Here is a 26,111-nt window from a genome sequence, read left to right as displayed (position 1 = left end):
GGAATTGCTTTGGCAGTGTTGCGGGTCAACACCAAAAGAAGCATCGAAGTTTGCGTAGCTTTGAATTGAGGCTAAATTGGTCGTCATATGAGTGAGACTTATCAACGTTGCAAATAGTCGATGTTATGCCATGTCAGACAAATCTAAACCGGTGAGGACTCGCGATCTCGATCCTGAACTAAAAGAAATTCTTGGCTCAATGCCGGAAGTTTCACTCAAGCCGATTTGGATGGGACTGACTTTAGTCCTGCTTGTTTGGTGCTTTGGTTTCGTACCGTGGTTTCTTCAATTTGAAGAATGGCCGTGGGAACTAACACTAGGGCTAGATAAGGCTGGTGAATTTGGAGACAGTTTTGGTTTCATCAACTCGCTTATCTCATCGTTGGCACTGGTCGGAGTCATCGCGGCTATTTGGCTTCAAAAGCAAGAACTTGCGGAACAGCGAAAGGAGTTGATTATTACCCAATGGGAACTCAGAAAATCTGCCGACGCTCAAGAACAATCACAATTGGAGCTCGCCAAACAAGCCAAGATCCATCTACAGGCTACACTCCTAACGGCAATAGATGGTTGGGAGAATTCCATAGATAAAGGCGAGCGAAGGGTGCATCAGAAATTCATCGGACGGCTGAGACAGATGCTGATTCTGAATGTACTCGACCCAAAATCAAGCGAGGGGATACTTGAGGAAATAGCTAGTAAGCTTAAGGAATGGCAAAACTTGACCTACATTCTAGACAGCTGCCATGAAATAAGTGTGGCGATTCAGTCTGTCGAGAAACGTATTCCGCTCGAACTTGTAGGGAAGAATGAATACGAGCAACCCAGGATCGACGATCTACGAGGTCGATTGGAATCTCTTCAAGACAAAGTTAGGTCAAAAGCCACTCATTTCGATAAGGCATTTGCAACCGTGTTTCCCAATACTCAGCCAGCGGTTGAATGGTTGGCTGTAATTGAGAACCTATCCCTCAACGCTGACTGGCATGAGATGCGTTCAAAGCTGCAATATCTCGACCATGACGTAGTCAGCGTACTGCAATCCGCACACGAGCGGCGAACCCCCATGGAAGAGTAAGACCATATTGTCAGAAGTGACAAATCCGGTGATAATCCGCGAAGCTCACCGACTTTCAGCGCAAAAGAAAACCCCGTAAGTGCAAACACTCACAGGGTTTAGAAAGTGCTCCCTGTTGGAATCGAACCAACAACCTACTGATTAAGAGTCAGTTGCTCTGCCAATTGAGCTAAGGGAGCGATCTGGTTTTAGGAGGCTTAGGAGACCGAAATGGTTCGGGCTGGGCCTCTGATTTCGCCTAGTCCTTCACGGACTCTGGTTACGAAACGCATACTTTACCGCTTTTCTCGGCTGGGGTGAAGGGGACGCTTGAAGAAATTCGTGGCGGGCCTGGGCTGGTGGGCGAATTCCTTGAAATCTGGGGGCAATCCGCCTACTCTTTTTCGTCTAAAAGCCCTAGCTGCTTCATCTTCCGGTGCAAGTTCGAGCGATGCACGCCCATGTTTTTGGCGGCTTGGGCCATGTTCCCTCCGGTCCGCTCCATGTGATAGCTAATGAAGTCGGCCTGGAAGTGCTCAGTCGCGGTCGCCAGGTCGAGTTGGGCTGGTACCTGATTGACATGGGGGCCGGTCATCGTCTCGAGCGGGATCAGGTCGGCCGTGATGACGTCGCGATCGCACAGAAACGCGATGCGTTCCATCGTGTTACGAAGCTCGCGGATGTTGCCCGGCCAGGCATGCCCCAGCAGCCGCGACTTGGCGTCGGTCGAAAGCTGCGGGAGCGGTCGCCGGGCCTTGCGTGAAAACAGGTCGAGGAACTTCTCGGCCAGGATCAGAATATCGTTCCCACGATCGCGCAGCGGAGGCAACGTCACCGAGACGACATCCAAGCGATAGAACAGATCTTGCCGGAACTTGTTCTCTTTCACGAGTTGCGGCAGATCCTGGTTGGTCGCTGCGACGACGCGAACGTCGATCTCGATATCGCCCTGTCCGCCCAGCCGCGTCACGACATGGTTTTCGAGAACTCGCAGCAGCTTGGCCTGACCGGTGAGACTCATGTCGCCGATCTCGTCGAGGAATAACGTCCCACCGGAGGCGAGTTCGAACTTGCCGGCCTTCGTTTCATGGGCCCCGGTGAAAGCCCCTTTCTCGTGACCGAACAGTTCGCTTTCGAGGAGCGTGTCTGGCAGCGCCGCGCAGTTGACCGCGACCAAAGGCTGGCCGCGACGATCGCTTTGATAATGGATCAGTCGGCTGACCACTTCCTTACCGGTACCGTTCTCTCCCAGGACCAGCACCGGCAACCTGGTTGCTGCGATGCGATCGATGTTGCGGCGAAGCTCGAGCATGGCGAGCGATTCGCCAATCAGCTGGATCTCGGCAGCTTGGGCCTGAGCGATCCGGTCGCGACTCTCGGTCAGTTCGGCGATCTGCTGCGAACTTTCCAGAACCGCCGCCGCGTGAACCGCGACTTCCGCGAGGCCTTGTTCATCCTTGGTGGTGAAGTTGCCCTCCTTCTTGTTGATCAGCTCGAACGCGCCGAACACTTTTCCTTTGCGATCTTTCAGCGGTACGCACAGCAGGCTGCGGGTATGAAACTCTAACTGCTTGTCGATCTCGCGATTGACTTCGTGCCCCAGCATATCGTCGACGCGGCGCGGCTCGCCACTTTGCACGACCGCCCCGACGACACCTTTGTCGTCTGGCACAACCAGCTTGCCATCTTCCACCCCCAGGGCTGGCCGGCCAATCAACTGATGCTTCGCTTTATCCCACAGGAAGATACTGGCACGCTCGGCACTGAAGAACTCGGTCGAGCACTGAGCCATCTCATTCAGCAGCGAGACCAGGTCGTCGGTATGATGCCAGCGCTGCACCATGTTCAGCATCGCTTTAAGGCGCTGGGCTCGATCGTTCTTGTTCTGGTTTTCAATGAACCGATTGACCGCGAACCGGGCGACCTGGGCAATGGCGTGCAGCGATTGAGAAGGAAGCGATTCGACACCTTCGAGGATCAGCAAACGTTGCGGCTCGTTATCCATTGGCAGCGAAACGGCCGCAGGGCTTCCGGTCGAGATCTCTGCTTGCAGCCATTGATCGATTTGCTGCGAGCGCACCTTGCCTGGGTTTCCGGCCGTCGCGACCGGCTTCCAGTCGCCTGACGATTGTTGCTGCAAGACTTGAGCGGCTGACTTGGGAAACGATTCGGCCAGCGCTCTACAGATTCCGGTGAACAACTGCAAGAGCTGGTCGGCCGTATCGAGTTGCCGCCAGATCTGCGTCAGCATGGTGGCCAGACGCGGATTCTCTTGAATCGCTGCTCCCAGCAGTTGAAATGGATCGTGGTCGGATCGGGTCATGCGATGGGTACTTGCTGGAACGGGCAACCATTGGATCGACTTCCGTGGGGCAATAGCGGCTGCGAGTCAATTATTAGGGTCGACCACGTTCCTTCAAGGTAGCGACATAACGAGGTGTTGGAAAAGAAGAGACAAAAAGATGTTCGTGGCTCGCCAGCACTTTGTTCTTTCAATTGCACAAAACAGACCGGAAAAACAGGCATTTTATCTACCCAGTGGCAGTTAATCCGATCGTATCAGGCAGTCAGATTCAAGAACAAAAAAGCCGCCCGTCTCCGATCAAAGACTAGCGGCCCAAATTGTTTCCTGGCGTAGAGTTGGGGCCAGGAACTTTCGAGGTCTATCGTTCGGCGTTACGCTTCGCCGGGCTCTTCAGGCTGAGGCGGGACAGGAACAGCCTTCTTCATTTGGTCCATGCGCTCATGCATCTGCTTCATCATCTCTCGCATTTCTTCCATGTCTCGCTGGAGTTGTTTGTGGAATTTGTCGATTTCCGCAGTCCCCACGGCCGAGCCTTCGATGATCTGATGCGGCTGCTCTCCTGGAACCAAGGCACGCATGCGTTCTTGCATTTGCAGGAATGGTACACTTTGCTCGCCGATCACAATCATGCCAGCGCCACCTTCCAGGTAGTTTCGAGCAAACTCTTGCAGGTCTTCTGGCAGCTTGTCAATTTCTTTGTCGGTGATATCCCACGTCTTGCCATCCCGTTCGATGTGCAACTTGGCGGGCTCGTCGTTCTTACGCTCGACGCGAATGGTGGTGTTCTGCGGTAGTGGCTGGCCCAGGACCTTCACGCGAACTTGCGGAGGAACGATCTGACCAGGTCCGAAGAAACGGAAGCGAGCGTTCGGCTCACCCATTTCGCCTGGGGCGATACCGATTACTTCTGGCTGAGGAATCGGGACCTGCTTCGAGAGCATATCGGCCGGAGCTTCTTCCAGTTTAACGGTCAGCGATTCGATTTCGGTACCGCGAAGCACTCGCAGCGACAACGCTTCTTCCTTGCTCGTTCTGACGATGTCGACGACCTGGTTAGGAGAGGTCACGCCGGTGTCGTTCACCTTCAAGATATGATCGCCCGCTTTCAGGCCAGCCTTTTCGGCCGGGCTGCCAGGTGCCACGCCAGCGACCATGGCGGCACCATCTTTCAATCGTTCGACATGGGTTTTGAGAATCTCGGGAGTCGGTGCCAACTGCACACCCAGCCAATACTGCTTTGCGGCTGGCGCCTCAGCTTCGGCCTGTTCGACTTCTACTTCCACTTGTACTTCAGCTTCAGCTTGAGGGGCATCGTCCGCGCGAGCCTGGCTAAGCATGGGGGACGCGATGACTCCCATCGCGAACAGAGTTGGTGCTAACCAAAACTGGACCTTCATGGTTCACTCCTTTTCTACTGTGAGGGTTTGATTTGTCTGGAACTGGGCAACGAATTTAATGCTGGAACCGCGGGGCAAATCGATCACGGCCTTAGTGGTACGGCAAGGCCGGCTGGTCATAAATCATCACGTCCTGCACAGGGACAACCACTTGCTGACCATCGTCCATCGAAACCGGAATGAAACGATTCTCGGTCTTCAAGCGATGGCCGGCGTCCTGGAATTTTTGAACCTCGGCAGGCGACATCCCCCAAGTCGGATCCCAGTTTTGCTCGGGATTGAACTTGCGGGTCGGGTCGATCGGAATGGGCATGCCACTGCCACCCTGACCGTCCCATTGATTCACATAAACGAACTGCGGCTTCTTCACCTCATGCCGCGGAATATCGGCGGGCATTGGTGGATTGACCACATTCGCCATCGTGCTAGGGCCTGGTCCTGGTGTCACAACCCCTGGAGTGTTTCCCCCGAGGTCCGAGATGTACCAGCCCAAGCCAAACGCAATGGCCACCGAGGCCGCGACGGCGGCGATGGTTTCCATGCGATGGAAGGAAAAAGAGCTCGATGGCGGCGGCGACGCCTCTACCGTCGGTGCCGCCTCACTCTGGGAGGTCGTCAAGGCGGGCTGCATCACCAGCGGCAGAGTCTGTCCCAACGCTTGAGATTCGAGAAACGCGTGGGCACAACGTCGCCAACCATCCGGAGCTTGCTCCAAAGCAACGAGCACCTGGCGATACTCGTCCGGAGAGAGTTCGCCATCGACCAGGCGGTCGAGCATGCGGTCGTCGATCGAATTGGGTAAATCGTTCATGGTTTCAAAATTCGTTTTTGAACTAGGTGCCCGTGGAGATCACTTCCCGGGCCATCAGTCGTTCGCGCATTCGTTGTCGGGCTCGGTGGAGTCGGGCTTCGACTGCGCTGGTACTAATCCCGATATGCTCGCTGATTTCGCGATAGCTCCACTGCTCGGTGTATTTCAACAACAAGATCTCGGCATCGCGGCGAGGAAGTTCGCTCAGGGCGTCACGCACCATCTGGTCGCGTTCCTCGGCGAGAAGCCAGTCGAGTGGGTTGCGCCCGGAGTCGCCCCGAGGGGGCGCGTGCTCCTGGGCGTCTTCGTGTAACTTGCGAATCCGTCCTTGCTTACGGCGATACAACAATGCCTGTCGAATGGCGATTTTGTAGAGCCACGGTCCCGCAGCGCCAGGGTCCCTAATCTGCTGCCAATTCACCAGCGCCGCGGTAACCGTTTCCTGCATCACATCATCGACTTCCACCGAGTTGCGAAGTCGAGCGATCAGCGCAGTCCTCAGCCAGCGGTCATGCTGCTGGAGCAATGCTGCTGGCTCTGGCTTCACGTCGACTCCTGCAATCTCGGTGGGTGTCATCCTTTTCTCGCTGGGTTAGTTACCGGCCAGGCGAAAACCTTGCTGCCGTTTTCCGGAAATTTTCGCAAAATATCTCAGGTGCTGGTGCAATCATTCTCAAACAACTCTACTACGCAGGAAATTCCCCTATGGTTTGAACCGTAAATACCGTTAATCGCTAGACTTCTGAAAAACGGAGTCGGATAATAGTTCTCAATGCACGTCACCCTAGCTATTCCCTGGACGGTGTTTCACGCCGTCTCTCTACTAGCCCCAAATGTCTGGAGTTCCGATGATGACACGCTGCTTAACCTCTGTCGCATTGAGCCTTGCGGCAATCGTAATGACGGCAACCGGCCTTTCGGCCGCTGAGCCTGCAGCTAAAGGAAAGGACACCCCCATGAACGTGACCGCGAGCGAGTTCGGCCAACTGCCGGACGGAACCGTGATCGCAAAATACACCGTTGATAACGGCAACGGCCTCGTGATGGAGCTGATCAACTACGGCGCCGTCATGACCAGCCTCTCGGCCCCTGATAAGGATGGCAAGTCGGCCAATATCAACGTCGGTTTCGATAACCTGGAAGGCTACCTCGCCGGTCCTCCTTACTTTGGTGCCACGGTCGGTCGTTACGCCAACCGCATCGCCAAGGGTAAGTTCTCGCTGGACGGCAAAGAGTACACCCTGGCGACCAACAACGGCCCGAACACGCTCCATGGCGGCTTAAAGGGTTTCGATAAGGTGGTCTGGGCTGCCAAGAAAATCGAAACCGAAGACGCCGTCGGCGTTCAGTTCGACTACACCAGTAAAGATGGCGAAGAAGGCTACCCTGGCAACCTGAAGGTCACCGTGAAGTACACGCTGACGCCAGATAACGAGTTGGTCATGGACTACACCGCGACCACCGACGCCACCACCGTCTTGAACCTGACCAACCACAACTATTGGAACCTGGCGGGCGCCAAGAGTGGTAAGAACTACGATCACCTTCTGAAGCTGGAAGCTGACAAGTATCTGCCGGTTGACGAGAACCTGATTCCAACGGGCGACCTGGCTACGGTCAAAGGAACGCCGATGGACTTCACCTCGTTCAAGGCGATTGGCAAAGACATCCAGAAGACCGGTGGCGATCCGGTTGGCTTCGACCACTGCTTTGTTTTGAGCGATCAGACCGACAAGCTGGCGTTGGCCGCGACCGTCAAAGAACCGACCTCGGGGCGCGTGATGGAAGTCTGGACGACGCAGCCAGGCATTCAGTTCTACAGCGGTAACTTCCTGGATGGCAGCGACGCCAATGGCGGCCTGAACCAGCACGAAGCCTTCTGTCTGGAAACCCAACACTTCCCCGACACCCCGAACCAGCCAAGCTTCCCTTCGGCCACGCTGAAGCCAGGCGAAACGTTCCACGAAGTGACGGTTCACAAGTTCTCGGTCGAGAAGTAACGACAGTTGTCGAAACAGACATTGATCAGCACAAAGGCGGCATCCTGATAGGATGCCGCCTTTTTTTGTGGAACGGTCCCATCGTCAGCAAACCATCCCCAAAATCAACTCGTATTTCTTGGTTCGAGCCCTCTTTTTTCCCCCGAAAGCCTCACCAATCGGATCGGTTCCCATTACGATGATGGACGAATCCCACTTCGCTTAGAATCGTATTCTGGAAGCATGTCGAAGACTGATCGAGAGCTCGTTCAGAAGATTACCGCCGAGGCACGTCGACGGAGCGGGCAGGCTCGTCAAGATTTCCTGGACGATACCTGTGGCACCGACGTGATCTTGCGCCAGCGTGTCGAAGAGTTGCTCGTCGGTGGGCCAGCCAAGACCCCGGTCCCCCAAAGCCTCGAGATCACCTCCAACGGCGCTGGCGGCGCCACTCCTTCGCAGCACTCCGTTCATCCCAAGCAAGGCAATAGCCGCCTTTTGCCGGGCACCAGCGTTCTGGTTCGCGTCTGGGCTTCGCGGGCCTACCGGACGATTGCGATCGTCTCGTTCGTCACGCTCATCGTGCTGCTGGGAATTGGTTCGCGTTACGTTGTCTGGACCGAACTGTGCGAGATCCGTGAACAGGAATTCAACGCATTGCTGGGGGCCGACGTGCAAGCGTTGACCATGTGGATCGAAACCCGCAAAGAGAGCGCAGCGGTCGCCGCACGCGATAAAGACGTTCAAGTAGCGATCTTGAGTATGCTCCGCAAGAAACGCGCTCGCGAAGATGACTATTCGACGGTCGACGTTCAGGAAGAGCTCGATTTCTTCGCCAAGCGTTTTCCCAACTTCTCGCACACCAAGCGCGAGATCACGGACTTCGTCGCCGAGCACGATCCCGTCACGCCAATCGGCGCCACGGACGAAGTACCACAGCCCGCCGTACTGAAGGATGAAGCGGTCTATATCGTCGCCGATACGACGGGGACGATCATCGCGTCTTCGATCCCAGAAACGATCAATCAGAAGCTTCGTGGGACGCGTCGTCTGCAGATCGTGGCCGACCTGTTTGCGAACAAGCCAGGCTTCATTCCTCCGACTCGCACCGACGACGAGATCTCGCTTCCTGCCGGCCTGCCCAATCTGGCCTATGCGTGGGTTTATGCTCCGATCTATGACGAGAATCGTGTCCCGGCTGCGGTGATTTGCTTCGGCTACTATTCGATCGGCAACTTCACCCATTCGCTGACCACAGCTCGCACCGGCAAGACAGGCGAAGCGTACGCATTTAACGCCGACGGCAAGATGCTGACCGAAAGTCGATTCACCGCCGATCTCTGGCAGAAAGGGATGTTGCCGAAAGGCGAACCGACCCGAGCCAATTTGGTCCTGCGACCTCCTTACGCGGCGAATGCTCCGCCAAGCTCGCCTCATCCACGCTTCACGCGGTTGATTACCAGTGCCCTCAATTCGCATGAAGCAGGAATCAACGCGGGGATCATGCTTGATCCTTACGATGGCTATCGCGGGCACGATGTCGTTGGTGCCTGGCAATGGCTCGACGACTACAACTTTGGCGTCACGTACGAAACGGAAGCCCAGGAAGCGTATCGACCGTTCACCTACATTTCGATCGCCCAGATCGGACTGCTGTTTTTGATCGCAGGCTTCGCAGGGCTCGCGTATTACGCGGCGACTTCGCTGGTGCACATGCGGCGAAACGTGGGCGAGAACGTCGTGATCGGTGCCTATCAACTACTCCGAAAAGTAGGCGAAGGGGGCATGGGGCAGGTCTACCTCGCCCGACACCAGATGCTCAAGCGTCCGACCGCCATCAAGCTGATGCGTCCCGAGCAAACCGATTCGGCGCTGCTCAAGCGTTTTGAACGCGAGGTACAGCTTTCCAGCCGTTTGAAGCACCCCAACACGGTCGAGATCTACGACTACGGCAAGACGCCAGACAACGTGTTTTACTACGCGATGGAGTACCTCGATGGAATCACGATCGAGGTGCTGGTCCGGCAATATGGTTGGCAGTCGGTGGCCCGGGTGCTTTCAGTCATGCGGCAAGTGGCCGCCTCGCTTCGCGAAGCCCACACCAATGGCCTGATCCATCGCGACATCAAGCCATTGAACATCATGCTCTGCCGCGTCGGTGGCGAGTTCGACGTTGCCAAGGTGCTCGACTTCGGCCTGGTGAAAAACCTGACTGCCGATCCGAACGCGACCGCCGTAACCACCACCACCGAGATCAGCGGCACGCCGATGTACATTCCGCCGGAACGGGTCAAAAACCCGACCCAGGCCGACCCTCGCGTCGACATCTATGCCCTCGGTGCGACTGCCTACTTCATGCTCACCGGGCAAACGATCTTCCACTCGAACAACGCCGTCGAAGTACTGGTGCAGATCGTCACGAAACCGATCCCCACGATTCACGAAGCCTCGGACCGGGTCATTCCAGATGCCCTGCAAGATTTGATCTCTCGCTGCCTGGCGAAAGATCCCAACGATCGCCCTCAGTCGGCCGACGAAGTTCTGCAGGCCGTCGAAGCAATCATGGCGGAATATCCTTGGTCGCAGCAAGATGCCAAGGATTGGTGGGAACAGCACATTCCCACCAATGATCTGATGCAACTGGTCGATCAGAACTAAACCAGTTTCTGACAGGCGCGTGCCGGGCTAGGCAACGCTGGCGGCGATCTCGTTGATTCGCCGCACCATCGAATGCAGTCCGTTCGAGCGTGCCGGAACGAGATGCTTCTCGAGCTTCAACTGATCGAACAAACCTCGCAGGTCGAAGTCGAGAATCTCTTGCGGAGTCTTTCCCGAAAGCAGCATCACCAGGATGCCCACCAATCCTTTGACGATGTGGGCATCGCTATCGGCCTGAAAGACGATCCGCTTCGGTGCCCCTTCCGCTTCGAAGATTTCAGGAACGAGCCAGACCTGACTCTGACAGCCTTGAACCTTGAACTCTTCGCGACGCAGCGGTTCCGGCAGATCCGGCAATTCGCGGCCTAGTTCAATAATCAACTTCAAGCGTTCCTCTTTCGAATCGAGGAACTCGAAGTCATCGATCAGTTCTTCAGCGGTCAGGGAGGGAGGTTCGTTCAACGTACTTCTCGTCTTGGTTGGAAAGGCCAGATCGCTTCAGTTTCCCGGTAGATCGGTTTCTATTCTAGTCCCCGTGCTTTTCACGCAGTCGTGCCGAAGTCCGCAAAATCCATTGGTTTCGCTCGAACTGCCCGATCCACTCGGCCAGGACCTCGCCGGTGAAGGTGTCCATCTTGTCGCCACCGAGCGAAATGCCGGTGCTACAGGCCGCCCCGGTCAGCTTCTCGACCATCTGGCGATAACGGGCCAGCGTCCGATCGCCGTACATCCCGGTGACCTGGAAGTCTTCGCTAAGGAAGACCACCACTGGCACGCGGTTGCCGCCACAAACCTTGATTGCTTCCTTTAGGCCTGGGTCGGCTTCGTCGCGATCGACGTAGCGAACTTCAATGTTCGGCGACGCTTGTTCAATCAGGTCGAACATCGGGCACTGATCGACGCAGTCGCCACACCAGGCGCCTGCCAGGCAAAGCATATACATCTTGCGGGTAAAGCCCCCCAACAAGGACGTCTGTGCTTCGTTGAGCTCAAGCGTGCGACGTTTGGCCTCCCAGCGCTGCTGCTGATTTTCGTTGCCGTACTTCGCCAGGAAGTCACTGTAGCTGTAGCCAGAGGAATACAAGGAGGACCAATCCAAAGACATTGCGAATCTCGAGTGGGGTAGAAGGAAAATCATGGAAATCGATCGCCGAAATAAGGATAGTCGGCGAAAAAATCGCTTGGCAAAACGGCCGGTGGCCGATCGTGCCCGCTACTGCGATGCAGCCAACGGGCAATCGGTCTCGAACGGCAAGATAAACGGCCGAGAAAACGACGAAGCCGCAGGCAAAGCTGCCTGCAAAATGCCGTCATAATCACGGTCTCCCGCAAGTTCGGCGAGGCACGTTGCCTTAGGAGGCAGCACCTGCGTGCATTTTAGGCAGTTATCAGCTGGCCGATTAGGGGCAGTCTGAAAAAAGTACGCAGCGTTTCCTGCAAGAATACCGGGAAACAGGCCAATTTCGACACGTTTTTTGGGTCCGTGTCTGAATTGGCACACACCTTGCATCTAATGTGTGGCGAAAGCGAATCGCGAGTAGATTCGAGGCCCATCACGAAGGACCGTGACGCCCAGAACCGAAGCTTGCGACTGCGATACTTCGACTTGCCCCGCACTTCTGAGATAAGGAGTGTCGTAAGAGGTGGGGCCAAGTTTGATCGCCTCGCTTTCCTCAACCGAACAAGCAAAAGAAGGTCGACAACAAAACGACCTGACCCGAACAGTGTGGAAGCATGATGGGGTGTTGTTCGCGTGCAGTGGGGCTGCCGCGAACGGTAGTCGAGGTTGAGGAGGTTTTGCCTCCTTAACCTCGGCTATTTTTTTGCGCTAAAGGATATTCTCGCGAACTTTTTCCTGTCACCATCTTAGGCAGGTGCCCCTCTCAATGCCAAATTGTCACGCAGAAGGCATGAGGCGAAACCCATTTTCCGAAAATGTTAGTTGACGTAACCGCTGATTATTCACATGGTTACAAGAAGCGATTGCTCCCGAATCGGTTAATTGGCATAACGGTTGCAAACGAACGGGGGCATCGGACAACTAGGCCGTAGACACATCATGCACTCGCTCTCCGCCTTGTTTTGGTGCATGGCTCCACTTCGTAAGATTCGTAAGAGCATCAAGTTTCGGACCTGTCCATACAACGTCACGTCAGTTTGTTGGAGTATGCATTAATGAAGAAGATTGAAGCCGTCGTTCGCCACCACAAGTTGGACGAAATTAAAGAAGCCCTGGTCACGAAGGGGTTCGGTGGTATGACCGCTACGGAAGTCCAGGGATTTGGACGTCAGAAGGGACAGACGGAGACCTATCGTGGTGCGGAATACTCGATCGATTTCGTTCCTAAAATCAAAATCGAAATCGTCTGCACCGACGAGCAGTGCCAGGAAATCGTCGACACCATCATCCAGAAAGCTCAGTCAGGCCAGATCGGCGATGGAAAGATCTTCATCTCCGAGCTGACCGATGCCATCCGTATCCGTACGGCAGAAACCGGGTCGTCCGCCCTCTAAGGCGAACGCCTCGATTCGAGATAGCCGACGTGGCACAGCGCACGAAGTGACACTCACTCTCTCTCGAAAGCCGATCCAAAATCTGGATCGGCTTTTTTTATGCGCGGCTCACAAAGATCGCTCGGACGACTAATAGTCTTCGTGATGAGCACTACGCGTCGAAGCGCGACGGCGCGTGTTGTACAACCGCATGCGTTTCGGGGCCATCGGTTGAGCCTCATCGACCACCTGGCCCGATAGCAGGCGATAGAAGAACAGAATGAAGAACGCACCACCGGTCGCCACAACAAACCCGATTGGGCTGATCGGCGAAACCTGGTAGCCCTCGAACAGCAGCGTCACCATCCCGCAGCCAATCACTGAGCCGCCAATTCCCATCGCCAGCGTGGCAATCGGACCGCCTGGGTCGCGCCCAGGCATGATCGCTTTCGCAAACAGCCCCGTCAGCGTACCGAACCCGACCCAAGCCAAAACCAAGTTGGCCCAAACTTCAAATTGCTGGGATACCTGAAGAGCGTCTTCACCCATAACCGTCTGCTCGTCTCGTGCTAGCTAAACAGGGACGATCGTCCCCAAAAGATAGGCGTCATCAATTTAGGTGTCGTCAGGACGGGCTCAAAAATTTGCCGATTATGCCGATCAGCCCGGAAAAGTTCTGCCACGGGTGTCTAAGTCGTGGCATGCGTGGTGGGAAAGATATAATAAAGATGGAAGTTGGCCCAGAGCAGCATCCGTCTGCCAGGCACCTTCCGATCGATTCCCGGACGGATCGATCCTAATCTTGCTGATGCTCGGTTTTCCACTCGGAGGTGTCCCATGCGAACTCTTCTCTCCATGTTCGCCCTGTCGTTCTGCACGATCGCTTTGGTTGGCTGCACCAGAATCGAAACGCCCGATCTGGATAGCACCCCTGGAAATCGGATCGCGTCCGATGCACGCACTTCGCGCGTCGTTTCGCTGCAACTTGGCGAACAGCCCGGTGCCTTTCAGGTGGAAGATGTCACGGGACCAGCCGCTGGCGAACACCTTTGCTATCGCTGCAAATATGCTGGCAAGCCGACCGTCGTGATCTTCACCCGCGAAGTGAACGATTCCGTCACGAGCCTGGTCCAGCAGATCGACCAGAAAGTGAGCGAGAACGCCGACAAGAAGCTGTCCGCGTTCATGGTCGTGATCGGCGATCCATCAGACGCCGTGAAAGAAGACCTCCACCGCGTGCAAATTTCGCAGCATATCGAGAACACGCCGCTCACCATTTTTGATGGTGCGGAAGGCCCGGCCGGCTATGGCCTTGCCCCTTCGACCCAAGTCCAGGTCATGATGTGGAACAACGATGGCCTGAAGGTGAACGAAGCCGTCTCGCCTCAACTCTCGCCCGAGAAGATTTCGGAACTGGTCGCTCAAACCAGGACCATCCTGAATTAAGATTCCGAATTGTTTGTTCTCTTTTCGGTCGCCGGCTTGAAGGTGGCGTTCGTATAGTACAGCCATGAACGCCACCGCCACATTGCCCAGCCCCGAACAGATGTACCAGGCCATCGTCGACCGCGACGTCGAGATGGAAGGGATCTTTATTGTCGCTGTGAAAACGACCGGCATCTTCTGCCGGCCTGGCTGCAAAGCGAAGACACCCAACCGCGAGAACGTCGAGTTCTTCGCTTCGACCGACGAAGCCCTGGCTGCTGGCTATCGACCTTGCAAACGCTGCCGTCCCTTAGAGCTTGCTGGCAGCGTTCCCGTGTGGCTGGCACCGCTATTCGAGCAAATGGAATCGGAGCCAAGTCGCCGCTGGACGAATGCCGACTTGCAAACGCTTGGGCTCTCGCCGATTCGCGTTCGGCGTTGGTTTCAGGAACATTACCGCATGACGTTTCACGCGTACCTGCGAACTCGGCGCCTTGGCCTGGCGGTCGATGGGCTGCAGTCAGGAGACGATATATTGTCGGTTGCCCTCGATCATGGCTTTCAGTCGCTCAGTGGATTTCGCGAAAGCCTTCGGAAGTGGACCGGCCACACGCCGACTGATGCCAAGCACAAAGATCCCATCCTGGTCGAGCGCATTCTGACGCCGCTCGGTCCGATGCTGGCTGCCGGTAACGACGCCGGGCTGTGTTTGTTGGAATTCGTCGATCGCAAGATGCTTCCCAAGCAGTTCGAGCGGATCAGCAAGCTCTTTTCCCAGCCGATCTTGCCAGGCTCACATCCGGTGCTGGCCGAGACGGCCCGGCAGTTGGAAGAATACTTTCAAGGCAAGCGAAAGACGTTCGACTTGCCGCTGCGGATGGATGGCACGCCGTTTCAATCGGCCGTCTGGCAACAGTTGTGCGAGATCCCTTTCGGCGAGACACGCAGCTATCGGCAGCTTGCCGTCAAGGTTGGCAAACCGACCGCCTCCCGTGCGGTCGGTCGCACCAACGGAGATAATCGTCTGGCGATTGTCGTCCCGTGCCATCGCGTGGTTCGTAGCGACGGTCACCTCTGTGGCTACGCCGGTGGCCTATGGCGGAAGAAGCGACTTCTGCAGTTGGAACAAGCCACTTCTTCCGCCGGCCAATTAGCTTTGCCACTCGATATCGACGAGTAACATCTGCTATCCCACCACCGCAGGTTCGGCAGCAGCTTCGGCCGGAATGTCATCCGTGTACTCCCGAACCGAAATCGGCTGCCGAACGCCCTGCGATCGCTCGAAGTTTTGCAGACGGCGAATGATCGACTCGTTCACCCACTGTCCTTTGGTCACCAGAATACTGCCGTCGACCGTTTGCACATCTTGTTCGAACACCATTCCGAACTTCAGTTCCGGAATCTTCAACGATCGAGTCACGTAGCCTTCACCCACGATCTCTTTGAGTGCCTTGGTGATCGTCGGTTCGTACCAGGCTTTCCGATCATTCAAGATCACGCCCATCGCATCGGCCACCGACGATGCCGACAACAGCGCGTCGTAATCGACGAGCACCTTCAAGACCTTCGCACCGATCGGCACTTCTTCGACGGCTCCCCCCTCCCCTTTCTTCGGCTGGTCGATTCGCACGTTCTGCATCTCGATTAACTTCGCCACGCCTTGTAGACGCGGGATCTTGCGAACCAAGCCGGCCCCCACTTCCGGATGCGCGTCGATCATTTTCTGTTCATCGTCGGTTAGTTTCTCCGCGGCATACCACCTCTCCAGCGTTGCCTGGGGGACAGAGACGCAGCCAATCTTCGAGAGCATGGCGGCGACCTCCACCTCCCAGGCATTCGCGATGGAGAGCTTCGCGCACATCTGGCGTGTCAGGTTACGTATCCGGGTCGAGCTTCCAAACGCCGTCGGATTGACCAGCGAAAGGACCTCGGTCATCAGGCTGACGCTTCCTCCGAGCGTCTTCGACAGTAAGTTGTGCTCGGCTCGCACCAGTTGATAGTGCCGCAGCCCGGCGTCCAATGCTTTGGCCAGCACTTCTGGTTCGCACGGCTTGTTGAGGAAGCGGAAGATGCGTCCTTCGTTCACGGCCACCACGGCCGTCTTTTGATCGGCGTTGCCGGTCAGCATGATGCGGACCGTATCGGGGTGCAGCTTGGCGGCATGGGCCAACACCTGAACGCCACTGACGTCCGGCATTTGCATGTCCGAGACCACCACGGCATACGCTTCGTCTTGTTCGAGCCGCTCGATGGCCTGGGTGCCGTTCTCGGCGACCTCCACATCGAACAGCTTTCGTAGATGACGTCGATATCCGTTCAAGATGTTCGGCTCGTCATCCACCAGCAAAATACGCTTGCTCATTACCAGGTTCCTTGCGATGCGTTCGTGTGTGGACCTTGATGCCAGTGCAATGGACACGATTCGTAATGGGGCGTCGCTTCTTCGCTTTCCGCCGCCTTCCTTTCCTCGTGAACCTTCTGGAACAGTTGCTCCAACGAATTCCGGCGGCGCAGGACGTTTGCCACATGAACGGCCGTCACCGGGCGGAATTCATTGAAGTCTTCGTAACTACTGTGGGAACGGAAGTCGGCGACTGCTTCACAAATGGGCTCGGGGAGACCCCATAAACTCAGCAGATAACTACCGACTTCCGCATGACTGGTCCCAAAGACCTGCATCTCGGCATGCCATAGACTCATGTTTCCGTTCTGGGCCAGACGAACCGCTTCCTGATAGGCCGCCGGCATCGCGCTGGCCAGCACGATCTTGCCGATGTCGTGCAGCATGCCAGCCAACCAGGCATCGTTGATGGTCTGCTTGTTACTGGTTTCCAACTCGGCGACCATGCGGGCACACGCGGCCACTTCCACCGAATGCCGGTTGATCTCTTCCAACGAGAAGCCTTCGATCCGCGAGAAGTCGACCGGCTGGAAGATACCGACTTTCAGCACTAACTCGTGCAGCAATTCGCTCCCCAGCAACGCGGCCGCTTGTTGGGGCGAGCCAACTCGCTGCGGCTGTCCGAAGAACGAACTACTGACCAGTTGCAAGATCTTGGCGGTCATGCCGATATCGGTGGCAATGATCTTGCCGAGGCGTTCGAGCGAAGGGGATGGCGATTCCAGTTCAGCCACCAGCTGGTCGAATGTTGCCTGCTGGCAAGGTGCCGCGTCCAGCTGCGAGACCACCCGTTTCAGCGCCGCGTTCGGCAAGCGATCGCGAAGGATGCTCGACTGCGAAACGACGGTTGTCAGGCGTTGCGCGTCGCATGGCTTGGTGAGGTAAACGTGCGTTGGCCCCATCGCGCGGAGGATTCGCTCCGGTTCTGACTGCCCCGACAGAACAATCCGCACGATGGAAGGCCAACGCTCCCGAGCTCGTCGCAGGAGTTCTGCCCCATCGATGCCTGGCATCCGCATATCGGTCACCACCACATCAAACGGTTTCTCCTCTAGCAACTTGATTGCCTCCATGCCACCGCTGGCGAATTCCATCTCCCATTCGTCGCGGTGCCCGTGCAACATCCTTCTCAGGCCCGATAGCACGTTGGCCTGGTCGTCAACAAACAAAATCTTTGTCATCACACTTCTCCTGCATATTCCGTCGAACCAAGCGTCGTTGCAGGCAAACCGCCTCATTGCCTGGGGGGCCAACGGCGCTCGATTCCACGATAAAAGCTGCTGCCCTGGTGCCGCTCGACGACGTCGACCTGGCATCGATCACTTCCCCGCGCTAATCACGCGCTGACCAAGGGACCTACCCAATCGTCCCACAGGCATACGTGAAGTGCGGCGGAGGCGCATTCCGCATCGGCAAAGCGAATTGGCAGTGGTAGCGTATTCATGCCGGGACTCCACAAGCCAACGGTAAGCGAACAAAGAAGGTCGTTCCCTTGCCGACCTCGGAAGTGAAATCGATTTCGCCACCATGCTTTTCAACCACCACCGAATAGGTGATGGCCAGCCCCTGGCCGGTTCCCTTGCCGACTGGTTTGGTGGTGAAGAAAGGATCGAAGATCCGACGTCGAATCGATTCAGGAATCCCATTGCCCGTATCGCGAACGAAGATCTCGGCGAAGTTATCCAGACGCCGTGTGCCGACGGTGATCGTTCCTCGTTCGGTCGATTCGCTGCCGAGCTTGTCGCCAATCGCGTGCGCCGCGTTGACGATCAAGTTCAGCAGCACCTGGTTCAACTCGCCTGGCATGCAGGGGACATCTTCCAGCGACTGATCGAAGTCGGTTTCCACCTCAGCAACGTATTTCCACTCGTTCCGAGCGACCGAGATTGTGGTCTCGATCGATTCGGACAGATTGACCATCGTTTTCGTTTCACCGCCAGGATGCGAGAAGTCTTTCATCGCGCGGACAATCTTTGCGACCTGTTCGACTCCGCTCAGCGACTGATCGATGGCCTGGGGAATCTCTTCCCGTAGATAGTCGACATCGGCCCGCTTCATCGCTTGTTCCACCTTCGCCAGCGCGTCCGCATCGACACTGCCTGCTTTGAACGACTGCAGGAGCTGGTCGAAAACCTCGAGCACTTCGCCGATGTCCTCGAACGAATCCTTCAGGAAGCGGATGTTGTCCCCCACGTACTGCGTGGGTGTGTTGATCTCGTGAGCGATCCCCGCGGCAAGTTGCCCGACCGACTCCAGTTTCTGTGACTGGGCCAGTTCCATCTGCAAGTTGATCATTCGCTGGCCCACTCGAATGCGTGCCAGCAACTCCGCTTCGCGAAACGGCTTGCAGACGTGATCGCTGGCACCGGCCTGAAATGCCCGGAGGATATCGTCTGGCGAATCCTTCGAGGTCAGCAGGATCGCGTACACCCAGTTGGCAACGTTCGATTCGTGCAGCCGCTGACAGATCTCGATTCCGCTCAGCCCAGGCATCATCCAATCGAGCACCGCGAGGCGCGACTCGCCGCGGGAAATCGCGTCCCAGGCCTGCAGTCCATCGGCGCAAGCGATGACCTCGTACCCCGCTTCTTCCAGCGTGTCTTGCAGCATGGCACGCACCAGCGCGCTATCGTCGGCAATCAGCACTTGCATCGAGGTACACCAGGTTAAGGGAAAGCGGAGAAGAATGGAAAACGAGATCACCTATCCAGGCCGCGTGTGTCTATCTTTCGATGAAACGCGGCTTGTGATGGCGCGACCGTCAAGTTCACGGCGATACGTGTGGCAGCCAGCAAAGCGAGCCAAGACCGAGCGTTTCAGGGGACGAGATGCACGCCGATCGGTTGCACAAAAACAGCTTGGCGCGTCGAACGCCTGCGCGACTTGTGCGATGTTCGAGTTGTCGAGAATGGATGGCGATGGCCATTTTCAATCCTCATTTCACCCTGCAATCAAAACCGCCCCACTAAGACGGCTCTAATGGCAAGCTTGTGATACAAACCGACTCGGTGAGTGCGGATACGAAGGGGAACGGGGCATCTTGCATGAAACCACATCGTTCCTACCCGTCGCTGGTCAGGACGCTCGGGTCGTATCGATCGTACGGGGCAACCTTCGCCATCTGAGCCCCGAACACCCTTCCCTGGCAGACCTCTGCCACACTAAGGCGGCGTACGTTTCCCACACATGTGGCTGGTGCCACTAGACCCTTTGCTTCGGTTTGCTTCCAATGGAAAGCATGAAACGCTCGACTCGAACCAGCTCCGGACCTTCGACTCCTTCCTTGCGTGGCCTCGTGGGTGATGGCACCCATCTTGGACTGATGGATTATCTGCGGAAGATTCTGAACGCCCAGGTCTACGAGATTGCTCACGAAACGGCGCTCGACCGGGCATTGAAGCTCTCGAAGCGATTGAAAAACGACATCTGGCTGAAACGTGAAGACAGCCAACAGGTCTTCAGTTTCAAACTGCGTGGGGCCTATAACAAAATGGCCCAGCTTGAACCGGAGCAACTTCAGCGCGGGGTCATCTGTGCTTCGGCTGGCAATCATGCCCAAGGGGTTGCCCTGGCCGCCAAGCACCTGGGATGCCAGGCCACCATCGTCATGCCGAAGACGACTCCCAAGCTGAAGATCGATGCCGTTAAAGCTCTGGACGGGAACGTCGTTCTGTTTGGCGAAAGCTACACCGATTCGTACCAGCATGCGATCGAGCTGAGCACAAGCAACGACATGGCATTCGTTCATCCATTCGACGATCCAGACGTGATCGCCGGCCAGGGAACGATCGCGGTTGAAATTCTGCGACAACATCAGAAGCCGATCCATGCCATCTTTGTCGCGATTGGTGGCGGTGGCATGATCTCAGGCGTCGCGGCTTACATCAAAGCAGTTCGGCCGGAGATCAAAGTCATCGGCGTGCAGATGAACGACTCGGACGCGATGATTCGCAGCGTCGAAAAAGGAGAACGCGTTCAACTGACAGACGTCGGTTTGTTCGCCGATGGCACCGCGGTAAAGCAGGTCGGCGAAGAGACCTTCCGCGTGACCAAGGCCCTGGTCGATGACTACGTCGTCGTTGACACCGACGCCGTGTGTGCTGCGATCAAAGATGTGTTTGAAGACACCCGCAGTATTCTCGAACCGGCCGGAGCACTCAGCGTCGCCGGCTTGAAACAGTATGCGGCCCGCCACGGTCTGCAGGACGAAACGCTCATCGCGATCACCTGCGGCGCGAACATGAACTTCGATCGCCTCCGGTTCGTTGCCGAGCGTGCCGAAGTGGGTGAAGAACGCGAAGCCCTGTTTGCCGTGACGATCCCGGAAGAGCGCGGAAGTTTCAAGCGACTTTGCGAAGTGATTGGGCCCCGTGCCGTGACCGAGTTCAACTACCGGATCTCCGACTCAAACGTCGCTCATGTGTTCGTCGGTCTGGCCGTTAGCAGCCGAGACGAAGCACTGCGAACCGCCGAACAGCTTCGCTCGCACGGGTTCGATACGCTCGACCTGACCGACGATGAGCTTTCGAAGCTGCACCTGCGGCACCTTGTGGGTGGGCACAGCAAACAAGCATCCAGCGAGCAGCTCTTTCGCTTCGTTTTTCCGGAGCGGCCAGGAGCGCTCATGCGGTTTCTCTCGGCGATGCCGATCGACTGGAACATCAGCTTGTTCCACTATCGAAACCAGGGTGCCGACTACGGACGAATCTTGATCGGGCTGCAAATCCCCAGCGACGCGACAACCGCCTTCCAAGACTTTATCGACAGCGTGGCGTATCCGTACGTCGACGAAACCGAGAACCCTGTCTATCGGTTGTTCCTCGGTTAAAACTACGGCTCGGCGTTGTACTCGCCTCGCTTGTCATGCGCCGGCAGATGTTCTTCCAGCTTGAAGTGAGGTCGCTCGTGGCTGTTAATGTACGCCGCGAGATCGGCGGCCTCTTGCACGCTGAGCGACGGATCGCCGAGCGGCATGCCTACTTTCAACCACGACGCCAGCTTGTCGTTTCGACTCAGCCCGGCTCCGTCGTTGAACGATTGTGGTCCCCAGACCGGAGGTCCGTCGGCGGTCCCTTCGCCCGCTTGACCATGGCAATCAAGGCATTGGGCTTTGTACAGAAGTTTGCCACGCTCAGTACTCGTTTCGATCTCGCTTAAATCGACCGGCGGAACATGCTTTGGCCCCAGTGGCTTCTTGGGATTCATTGCGATCGGCGTTCCGCTAGAGAGCCAGGTGATGTACGCACTGATCGCTACCGAGACCTGACTTCCGTTCGGAGGCCGCACGCCGTTCTGGCTGCGCATGAAGCAGTTCAGAACTCGATCTTCCAGCGTGATGACACGCTTCTCCCGTGGCGACCAGGCTGGGTACGCCGAGGCCGTGCCAATGAAACTGCCGGCCTGAGGATCTTGGCCATCTTCTAAATGGCACGAGGTGCAGTTGAGTTGGTTACTGACAAATGGCTTCGAAAGTGGATGATCTTTGGTCTCGTGAACCAGTTGCTGTCCCAGGCGAACGACTTCCCCCAGCGGCCCGGCCGGGTAGTCGTCGGGCACGGCAAGCGGCTCGGCGGCAAAGAGCGAACCGTGACTTGTAAGCGCGATCGAGACAAGGACGAAGAAATATTTAGGCAGGCGATACATTGGCAGGTTCCATTCCATAGGTCAGAGCGAGCCTGCGGGGACAGGCACTTCTATCATCGCTGTTCGGTGGCATGACAACCGTGAAGTTTCTTACGTAGCTTCTCGAAATTGAAGCAACTTCCGACACTACTGGCTGGCAGAGTTCCCTTAGCATCGTTCAGCTCATACTGCGGGATCTTCCCTCGTACGACCAGATTAGCTCCCTACCAACTATGAAAGTGGAAGGATCTACGGTTTCCCCCAGGCTGAAATTCGCAAATTCATCCTTGAGCCGATCATAAAATTGATATAAAAACCCGATATTAATGACACACGTCTTTATCTCTCGAATCTTTCTCTTGTTCTTTATTAAGAGACCCTTTCCATGTCTCGTCCGCATCGCTCTGGTTTCACCCTGGTGGAACTGTTGGTCGTGATTGCCATCATCGGCGTGTTGATTGCGTTGCTTTTGCCGGCGGTCCAGCAGGCCCGTGAAGCGGCCCGGCGGATGAGTTGCACCAACCAGCTGAAGCAATTGGGTCTGGCCCTGCACAACCACCACGACACGTATGGCCAATTCCCTGCCGGAAGCCGATTCACGCCGGAGATCGATTTCTCGACTTCCAGTTGGTGTTCGACCGGCGGTATCGATGGCCCTCGCGAACCTTGGACCGTGGCGATCCTGCCGTTCCTGGAACAGACCACGTGTACGACCGATTCGATCTCAACGGCAAGTTCACGGCGACCAGCAACGTGCCGGGCGTGACCGCGAACAACAACATGTTCAAGCTGAGCAATAAGGCTTATCAGTGCCCATCGAATCCTGCCAGCAATGGCGACTGGAACTCGATCAGCTATTACGGGGTGCAAGGGGGTGGCCCGGCCTCAGAAGAATCGTGCTCGACCTCTTCCGGTCAGCGCGTCTTCTATCGCAACGGTGTGATGCACCTCAACTCGAAGAACGGGTTCCGCGACCTGACCGATGGTTCGTCGAACATTTTCATGGTGGGCGAAACGCGTTACTGCCTCACGCCAGCTGGCCGTGCCGACGGCTACCACAACGGCTGGGCCTCGTCGACGAAGCTCGACGCCTGGGGTACACCGCTGGTTCTGGCTGCGGCTCGCGAACAGATCAACTCGGACCCACGCGATGGGATGAAGACCGACACGCTCAACGTGATGACCAAGCTGTTTGGCAGCTTTCACCCTGGCGGATGCGAGTTCCTGATGGGAGATGGCTCGGTTCACTTCATCCCTGAAACGATCGACCTGGCCACCTACCAGACTCTGGCGAAGATCAGCGACGGTGCTCCAGCTTCCGGGATTGGGGGATTCTAAATGATTCGCTCGGCATTGATGCACATGCGAAATCGAATTCTGTCAGGCAGCCTGGTTTTGGCTTGCCTGACCTTGGCGGGCTGCGGCGCCGGCGATACGTCGGTTCACTTGACCGGCAAAGTGACCTATCAGGGAAATCCGGTCCCGACCGGAACCATCACCTTCTCGCCCGACACCACCCAAGGCAACGCGGGGCATGGCAGCAAGGCGATCATTCACGACGGCACCTACACCACTCGCGAAAGCTTCGGCCTGGTCGGCGGTCCGCACGTCGTCCGAATCGAAGGCTTCGACGGCGTCGCGGTGGGTGATAACCTGGATGGCAACCTGCTGTTCAAGCCGTTCGAGGAAAGCTTCGACCTGCCAAAGTCATCCGGCGAATTCGATTTCGACGTGCCAGCCCAACGAAAGAAGGCTCGCTAAAGCCGACGATAGCAGTTGCCCCGTTCTTCCTTTCAGGATTTCTATTGCCTGAAAGCTCTGGTTTAATCGCTTCCAGGCTAGCTCTTGGCTGCCGAGCAGTTGACGTTGCCCTGATATTGGCGGCGGCAATCCGTGGGGGTGATCTGTGGTCCACCCTTTAACCTGAGCGGCTTCCCTGATACGCTGAAATGCTTTCCTTGCCAATTGGGTTTCCTCCGGGATCTACGTCCGGGGGCTGTTTTCGAACGAGTTCTATGCATTGGTCTCGGGTTCGTGGGTGGATGGCGCCGGCTCAAAACTGGCTGGCCGTGCATTTGAAGCGCGGGACCATTCCTGCGCAACCACTGACTATCTTTCTGGCTGGCCTGGTTGGTGTGATGGCCGGCTATAGCTCGATCTTCATGACCTTTCTGATCGGCTGGATCCAGGATTACACCATTCTTCCTTGCATGCAGTTGGCTGAAACCAACTGGCTGGGTCTGATCGGCCTGGTGCTTTGCCCGGTGCTCGGCCTGGTGATCGTCTCTTGGTATACCCGAAAGTACTATCCCGAAGCGGTCGGTCACGGCGTGCCGGAAGTGATCAAAGCGATCGCCCGACGCGACGGGGTCATTCGACCGCCGGTTGCGATCGTCAAGCTGCTGGCCAGTGCCCTTTGTATCGGTACTGGCAGTTCGATCGGGCGCGAAGGGCCAATCGTTCAGATTGGTGCCGCGTTTGGTAGCTCGGCCGGACAATTGTTTCAGCTCTCTGCCCGCAGCATGAAAGTGCTCGCCGCGGCAGGTGCGGCTGCTGGTATCTCGGCCACGTTCCATGCTCCGATCGCCGGGGTGATCTTCGCCAGCGAAATCATTCTGGGGAACTTCGCCGTCGAAAGCCTTTCACCGATCGTGATTGCCGCCGTGCTGGCGAATGTCGTCCAGCAGAACCATGGCTCGACAGGGGAGCACACGCCTGAGTTCCCTCACATCGACCATCAGTTCGACGGAGCCTATTACGAACTTCCGTCGTACATTGTGCTCGGCGTGGTGTGCGGCCTGATGGCGGTCGGCTTCACCAAGCTGCTGTACTACTTCGAAGACCAGTCGGAATATTGGATCCCCAAACATTGGGTCCGCGCCATCGCGTGTGGGCTGCTGCTGGGGATCATCGGAACTGGCTACTACATGATCTATCCGATCGCTCCCGAGCAATCGGTAGCCGCCCAGCAAGACCCGGATCGCAGACACCCGATCCCCGTGCTGTACGGAACTGGTTACGCGGCGATCAGCCATACGTTGCATCTGGAAAACGCTCAGAAGCTGACCGACGCCGACATGACGGCCGAAGACAAGCATCACGAGAATATTCGCCTCTCTCGCCATCAAATGTGGCAGAACCTGATCTGGCTGCTGCCGCTGGTGATTGTGAAGCCGTTCCTTACGAGTGCCTGCCTGGCGGGTGGTGGCTCTGGCGGTATCTTTGCGCCCAGTTTGTTTATCGGAGCGACCACGGGCGCGGTGATCGGGCTGTTCTTGAACCTCTTCGCACCGCAGTGGTGCGATCACCCAGGGGCGTATGCGCTGGTGGGGATGGGGGCCGTCGTCGCTGGCACCACGCACGGAACCTTAAGCGCGATTGTCGTGGTGTACGAACTTACCGACGACTATCGCATTATCCTGCCGATCATGGCGGCGGCTGGCATCTCGAGCTTGATTGCCCGTTGGATCGATCCGGAAAGTATTTACGAAAAGAAGCTTTCGCGCCGAGGCGAATCAATCGCCCGCAGCCACGACCTACACCATATCGAGAACATCGCCGTTCGCGAGGTGATGGTCCGCAAGTTTCCGACGGTGCAGTACACCGACAACCTGATGCAGATTATCAAGATCGCCCGCGAGAACCCTCATATCGAGAGCCTGCCGGTGATGAACGAAGATGGCAGCCTGCACGGGATCATCCGCCCGGAAGACCTGCACCGGGTGCTCGACACCGATATCTCTCCGTACCTGGTCAATGCGCACGACATTGCCATGATCTCGCCAATCGCCGTTTCTCCGGACGAGAACCTGCTGGAGGCGCTGCGCGACTTCGGTTCGCGCGACGTCGGCACCTTGCCGGTCGAAATCACGACCGGTGGCAAGCGCGTGCTGATCGGCTTGCTGGTCCGGGCGGACGTGATGGCTCGATATCGCGAAGAACTGCTGAAACATTAATCGCGTC

The 26,111-nt window shown here is 56.7% G+C and carries 20 protein-coding genes, 1 tRNA gene and 1 pseudogene; 10 read left to right on the top strand and 12 right to left on the bottom strand.

Annotated elements, in window-relative coordinates; translation table 11 throughout:
- Positions 1–130 precede the first annotated feature (130 nt).
- On the top strand, positions 131–1,078 hold the full coding sequence (locus AB1L30_RS06555) for a hypothetical protein (RefSeq protein ID WP_367012632.1): 948 nt from the start codon (positions 131–133) through the stop codon (positions 1,076–1,078).
- A 106-nt stretch (positions 1,079–1,184) separates the two neighbouring features.
- Here the strand turns inward: AB1L30_RS06555 and AB1L30_RS06550 are convergent.
- The 5 genes from AB1L30_RS06550 to AB1L30_RS06530 all read right to left on the bottom strand — a co-directional run bounded on the left by AB1L30_RS06550 (position 1,185) and on the right by AB1L30_RS06530 (position 6,147).
- Positions 1,185–1,257, bottom strand: a tRNA-Lys gene (locus tag AB1L30_RS06550).
- Between the two features lie 194 nt (positions 1,258–1,451).
- On the bottom strand, positions 1,452–3,380 hold the full coding sequence (locus AB1L30_RS06545) for a sigma-54-dependent Fis family transcriptional regulator (protein ID WP_367012631.1): 1,929 nt from the start codon (positions 3,378–3,380) through the stop codon (positions 1,452–1,454).
- A 353-nt stretch (positions 3,381–3,733) separates the two neighbouring features.
- Entirely contained in the window at positions 3,734–4,759 is a 1,026-nt protein-coding gene (locus tag AB1L30_RS06540; RefSeq protein ID WP_367012630.1) for a PDZ domain-containing protein, read from the bottom strand.
- A gap of 91 nt (positions 4,760–4,850) precedes the next feature.
- Positions 4,851–5,570, bottom strand: a complete 720-nt coding sequence (locus AB1L30_RS06535; protein WP_367012629.1) for a hypothetical protein — start codon at positions 5,568–5,570, stop codon at positions 4,851–4,853.
- 22 nt (positions 5,571–5,592) lie between these two features.
- Positions 5,593–6,147 carry a sigma-70 family RNA polymerase sigma factor gene (locus AB1L30_RS06530; protein ID WP_367012628.1) on the bottom strand — a complete coding sequence of 185 codons (555 nt, stop codon included), beginning with the start codon at positions 6,145–6,147 and terminating at the stop codon, positions 5,593–5,595.
- 379 nt (positions 6,148–6,526) lie between these two features.
- Between AB1L30_RS06530 and AB1L30_RS06525 the strand changes: the two genes are divergently transcribed.
- A complete protein-coding gene (locus AB1L30_RS06525) occupies positions 6,527–7,570 on the top strand; it encodes an aldose epimerase family protein (protein WP_367012627.1) in 1,044 nt (347 codons plus the stop codon).
- A gap of 222 nt (positions 7,571–7,792) precedes the next feature.
- The gene (locus tag AB1L30_RS06520) at positions 7,793–10,207 is read left to right on the top strand and encodes a protein kinase (RefSeq protein WP_367012626.1); all 2,415 of its coding nucleotides are present in this window, start codon (positions 7,793–7,795) and stop codon (positions 10,205–10,207) included.
- 27 nt (positions 10,208–10,234) lie between these two features.
- On the opposite strand, the gene AB1L30_RS06515 is transcribed toward AB1L30_RS06520, so the two are convergent.
- Entirely contained in the window at positions 10,235–10,669 is a 435-nt protein-coding gene (locus tag AB1L30_RS06515) for a SufE family protein (protein WP_367012625.1), read from the bottom strand.
- Between the two features lie 64 nt (positions 10,670–10,733).
- The gene (locus tag AB1L30_RS06510; RefSeq protein WP_367012624.1) at positions 10,734–11,312 is read right to left on the bottom strand and encodes a thioredoxin family protein; all 579 of its coding nucleotides are present in this window, start codon (positions 11,310–11,312) and stop codon (positions 10,734–10,736) included.
- 1,070 nt (positions 11,313–12,382) lie between these two features.
- On the opposite strand from AB1L30_RS06510, the gene AB1L30_RS06505 reads away from it, so the two are divergent.
- A complete protein-coding gene (locus AB1L30_RS06505; RefSeq protein ID WP_345088207.1) occupies positions 12,383–12,721 on the top strand; it encodes a P-II family nitrogen regulator in 339 nt (112 codons plus the stop codon).
- A gap of 129 nt (positions 12,722–12,850) precedes the next feature.
- Here the strand turns inward: AB1L30_RS06505 and AB1L30_RS06500 are convergent, their stop codons facing one another.
- Positions 12,851–13,249, bottom strand: a complete 399-nt coding sequence (locus AB1L30_RS06500) for a GlsB/YeaQ/YmgE family stress response membrane protein (RefSeq protein WP_367012623.1) — start codon at positions 13,247–13,249, stop codon at positions 12,851–12,853.
- 288 nt (positions 13,250–13,537) lie between these two features.
- On the opposite strand from AB1L30_RS06500, the gene AB1L30_RS06495 reads away from it, so the two are divergent.
- On the top strand, positions 13,538–14,146 hold the full coding sequence (locus AB1L30_RS06495; protein ID WP_367012622.1) for a hypothetical protein: 609 nt from the start codon (positions 13,538–13,540) through the stop codon (positions 14,144–14,146).
- Positions 14,147–14,210: 64 nt separating this feature from the next.
- Positions 14,211–15,305 carry a methylated-DNA--[protein]-cysteine S-methyltransferase gene (locus AB1L30_RS06490; protein WP_367012621.1) on the top strand — a complete coding sequence of 365 codons (1,095 nt, stop codon included), beginning with the start codon at positions 14,211–14,213 and terminating at the stop codon, positions 15,303–15,305.
- 6 nt (positions 15,306–15,311) lie between these two features.
- Here the strand turns inward: AB1L30_RS06490 and AB1L30_RS06485 are convergent, their stop codons facing one another.
- The 3 genes from AB1L30_RS06485 to AB1L30_RS06475 form a co-directional block, all read right to left on the bottom strand.
- Complete coding sequence (locus AB1L30_RS06485; RefSeq protein ID WP_367012620.1) at positions 15,312–16,487, bottom strand: HD domain-containing phosphohydrolase; 1,176 nt, start codon at positions 16,485–16,487, stop codon at positions 15,312–15,314.
- The gene (locus AB1L30_RS06480; RefSeq protein WP_367012619.1) at positions 16,487–17,707 is read right to left on the bottom strand and encodes a response regulator; all 1,221 of its coding nucleotides are present in this window, start codon (positions 17,705–17,707) and stop codon (positions 16,487–16,489) included. Before AB1L30_RS06480 ends, AB1L30_RS06485 begins: the two co-directional genes overlap by 1 nt.
- Positions 17,708–17,966: 259 nt before the next feature.
- A complete protein-coding gene (locus tag AB1L30_RS06475) occupies positions 17,967–19,178 on the bottom strand; it encodes a response regulator (RefSeq protein ID WP_367012618.1) in 1,212 nt (403 codons plus the stop codon).
- Between the two features lie 670 nt (positions 19,179–19,848).
- Between AB1L30_RS06475 and ilvA the strand changes: the two genes are divergently transcribed.
- Positions 19,849–21,354 carry a threonine ammonia-lyase, biosynthetic gene (gene ilvA / locus AB1L30_RS06470; RefSeq protein WP_345090877.1) on the top strand — a complete coding sequence of 502 codons (1,506 nt, stop codon included), beginning with the start codon at positions 19,849–19,851 and terminating at the stop codon, positions 21,352–21,354.
- A 2-nt stretch (positions 21,355–21,356) separates the two neighbouring features.
- On the opposite strand, the gene AB1L30_RS06465 is transcribed toward ilvA, so the two are convergent.
- The gene (locus tag AB1L30_RS06465) at positions 21,357–22,169 is read right to left on the bottom strand and encodes a c-type cytochrome (RefSeq protein ID WP_367012617.1); all 813 of its coding nucleotides are present in this window, start codon (positions 22,167–22,169) and stop codon (positions 21,357–21,359) included.
- Between the two features lie 364 nt (positions 22,170–22,533).
- Here AB1L30_RS06465 and AB1L30_RS06460 point away from each other — a divergent pair.
- The 3 genes and pseudogenes from AB1L30_RS06460 to AB1L30_RS06450 all read left to right on the top strand — a co-directional run bounded on the left by AB1L30_RS06460 (position 22,534) and on the right by AB1L30_RS06450 (position 26,104).
- Positions 22,534–23,486 (top strand): annotated as a pseudogene (locus AB1L30_RS06460) (DUF1559 domain-containing protein).
- A complete protein-coding gene (locus AB1L30_RS06455) occupies positions 23,487–23,909 on the top strand; it encodes a hypothetical protein (protein WP_367012615.1) in 423 nt (140 codons plus the stop codon). It begins immediately after the preceding pseudogene.
- Between the two features lie 281 nt (positions 23,910–24,190).
- Positions 24,191–26,104, top strand: coding sequence for a chloride channel protein (locus tag AB1L30_RS06450; protein ID WP_367012614.1), 1,914 nt, complete (start codon positions 24,191–24,193; stop codon positions 26,102–26,104).
- Positions 26,105–26,111: the final 7 nt, after the last annotated feature.

This window comes from Bremerella sp. JC817 (assembly GCF_040718835.1).
Taxonomy (GTDB): Bacteria; Planctomycetota; Planctomycetia; order Pirellulales; family Pirellulaceae; genus Bremerella.
The sequence above is the reverse complement of the archived record's forward strand: the minus strand, read 5'-3'. Positions and strand labels throughout refer to the sequence as shown.

Excerpts from the sequence above, each read along its gene's own strand:
- AB1L30_RS06555 (WP_367012632.1), top strand. The coding sequence starts at position 131 with ATGTCAGACAAATCTAAACCGGTGAGGACTCGCGATCTCGATCCTGAA.
- AB1L30_RS06545 (WP_367012631.1), bottom strand. The coding sequence starts at position 3,380 with ATGACCCGATCCGACCACGATCCATTTCAACTGCTGGGAGCAGCGATT.
- AB1L30_RS06540 (WP_367012630.1), bottom strand. The coding sequence starts at position 4,759 with ATGAAGGTCCAGTTTTGGTTAGCACCAACTCTGTTCGCGATGGGAGTC.
- AB1L30_RS06535 (WP_367012629.1), bottom strand. The coding sequence starts at position 5,570 with ATGAACGATTTACCCAATTCGATCGACGACCGCATGCTCGACCGCCTG.
- AB1L30_RS06530 (WP_367012628.1), bottom strand. The coding sequence starts at position 6,147 with ATGACACCCACCGAGATTGCAGGAGTCGACGTGAAGCCAGAGCCAGCA.
- AB1L30_RS06525 (WP_367012627.1), top strand. The coding sequence starts at position 6,527 with ATGAACGTGACCGCGAGCGAGTTCGGCCAACTGCCGGACGGAACCGTG.
- AB1L30_RS06520 (WP_367012626.1), top strand. The coding sequence starts at position 7,793 with ATGTCGAAGACTGATCGAGAGCTCGTTCAGAAGATTACCGCCGAGGCA.
- AB1L30_RS06510 (WP_367012624.1), bottom strand. The coding sequence starts at position 11,312 with ATGTCTTTGGATTGGTCCTCCTTGTATTCCTCTGGCTACAGCTACAGT.
- AB1L30_RS06505 (WP_345088207.1), top strand. The coding sequence starts at position 12,383 with ATGAAGAAGATTGAAGCCGTCGTTCGCCACCACAAGTTGGACGAAATT.
- AB1L30_RS06500 (WP_367012623.1), bottom strand. The coding sequence starts at position 13,249 with ATGGGTGAAGACGCTCTTCAGGTATCCCAGCAATTTGAAGTTTGGGCC.
- AB1L30_RS06495 (WP_367012622.1), top strand. The coding sequence starts at position 13,538 with ATGCGAACTCTTCTCTCCATGTTCGCCCTGTCGTTCTGCACGATCGCT.
- AB1L30_RS06490 (WP_367012621.1), top strand. The coding sequence starts at position 14,211 with ATGAACGCCACCGCCACATTGCCCAGCCCCGAACAGATGTACCAGGCC.
- AB1L30_RS06485 (WP_367012620.1), bottom strand. The coding sequence starts at position 16,487 with ATGAGCAAGCGTATTTTGCTGGTGGATGACGAGCCGAACATCTTGAAC.
- AB1L30_RS06480 (WP_367012619.1), bottom strand. The coding sequence starts at position 17,707 with ATGACAAAGATTTTGTTTGTTGACGACCAGGCCAACGTGCTATCGGGC.
- AB1L30_RS06475 (WP_367012618.1), bottom strand. The coding sequence starts at position 19,178 with ATGCAAGTGCTGATTGCCGACGATAGCGCGCTGGTGCGTGCCATGCTG.
- ilvA (WP_345090877.1), top strand. The coding sequence starts at position 19,849 with ATGGATTATCTGCGGAAGATTCTGAACGCCCAGGTCTACGAGATTGCT.
- AB1L30_RS06465 (WP_367012617.1), bottom strand. The coding sequence starts at position 22,169 with ATGTATCGCCTGCCTAAATATTTCTTCGTCCTTGTCTCGATCGCGCTT.
- AB1L30_RS06455 (WP_367012615.1), top strand. The coding sequence starts at position 23,487 with ATGATTCGCTCGGCATTGATGCACATGCGAAATCGAATTCTGTCAGGC.
- AB1L30_RS06450 (WP_367012614.1), top strand. The coding sequence starts at position 24,191 with ATGGCGCCGGCTCAAAACTGGCTGGCCGTGCATTTGAAGCGCGGGACC.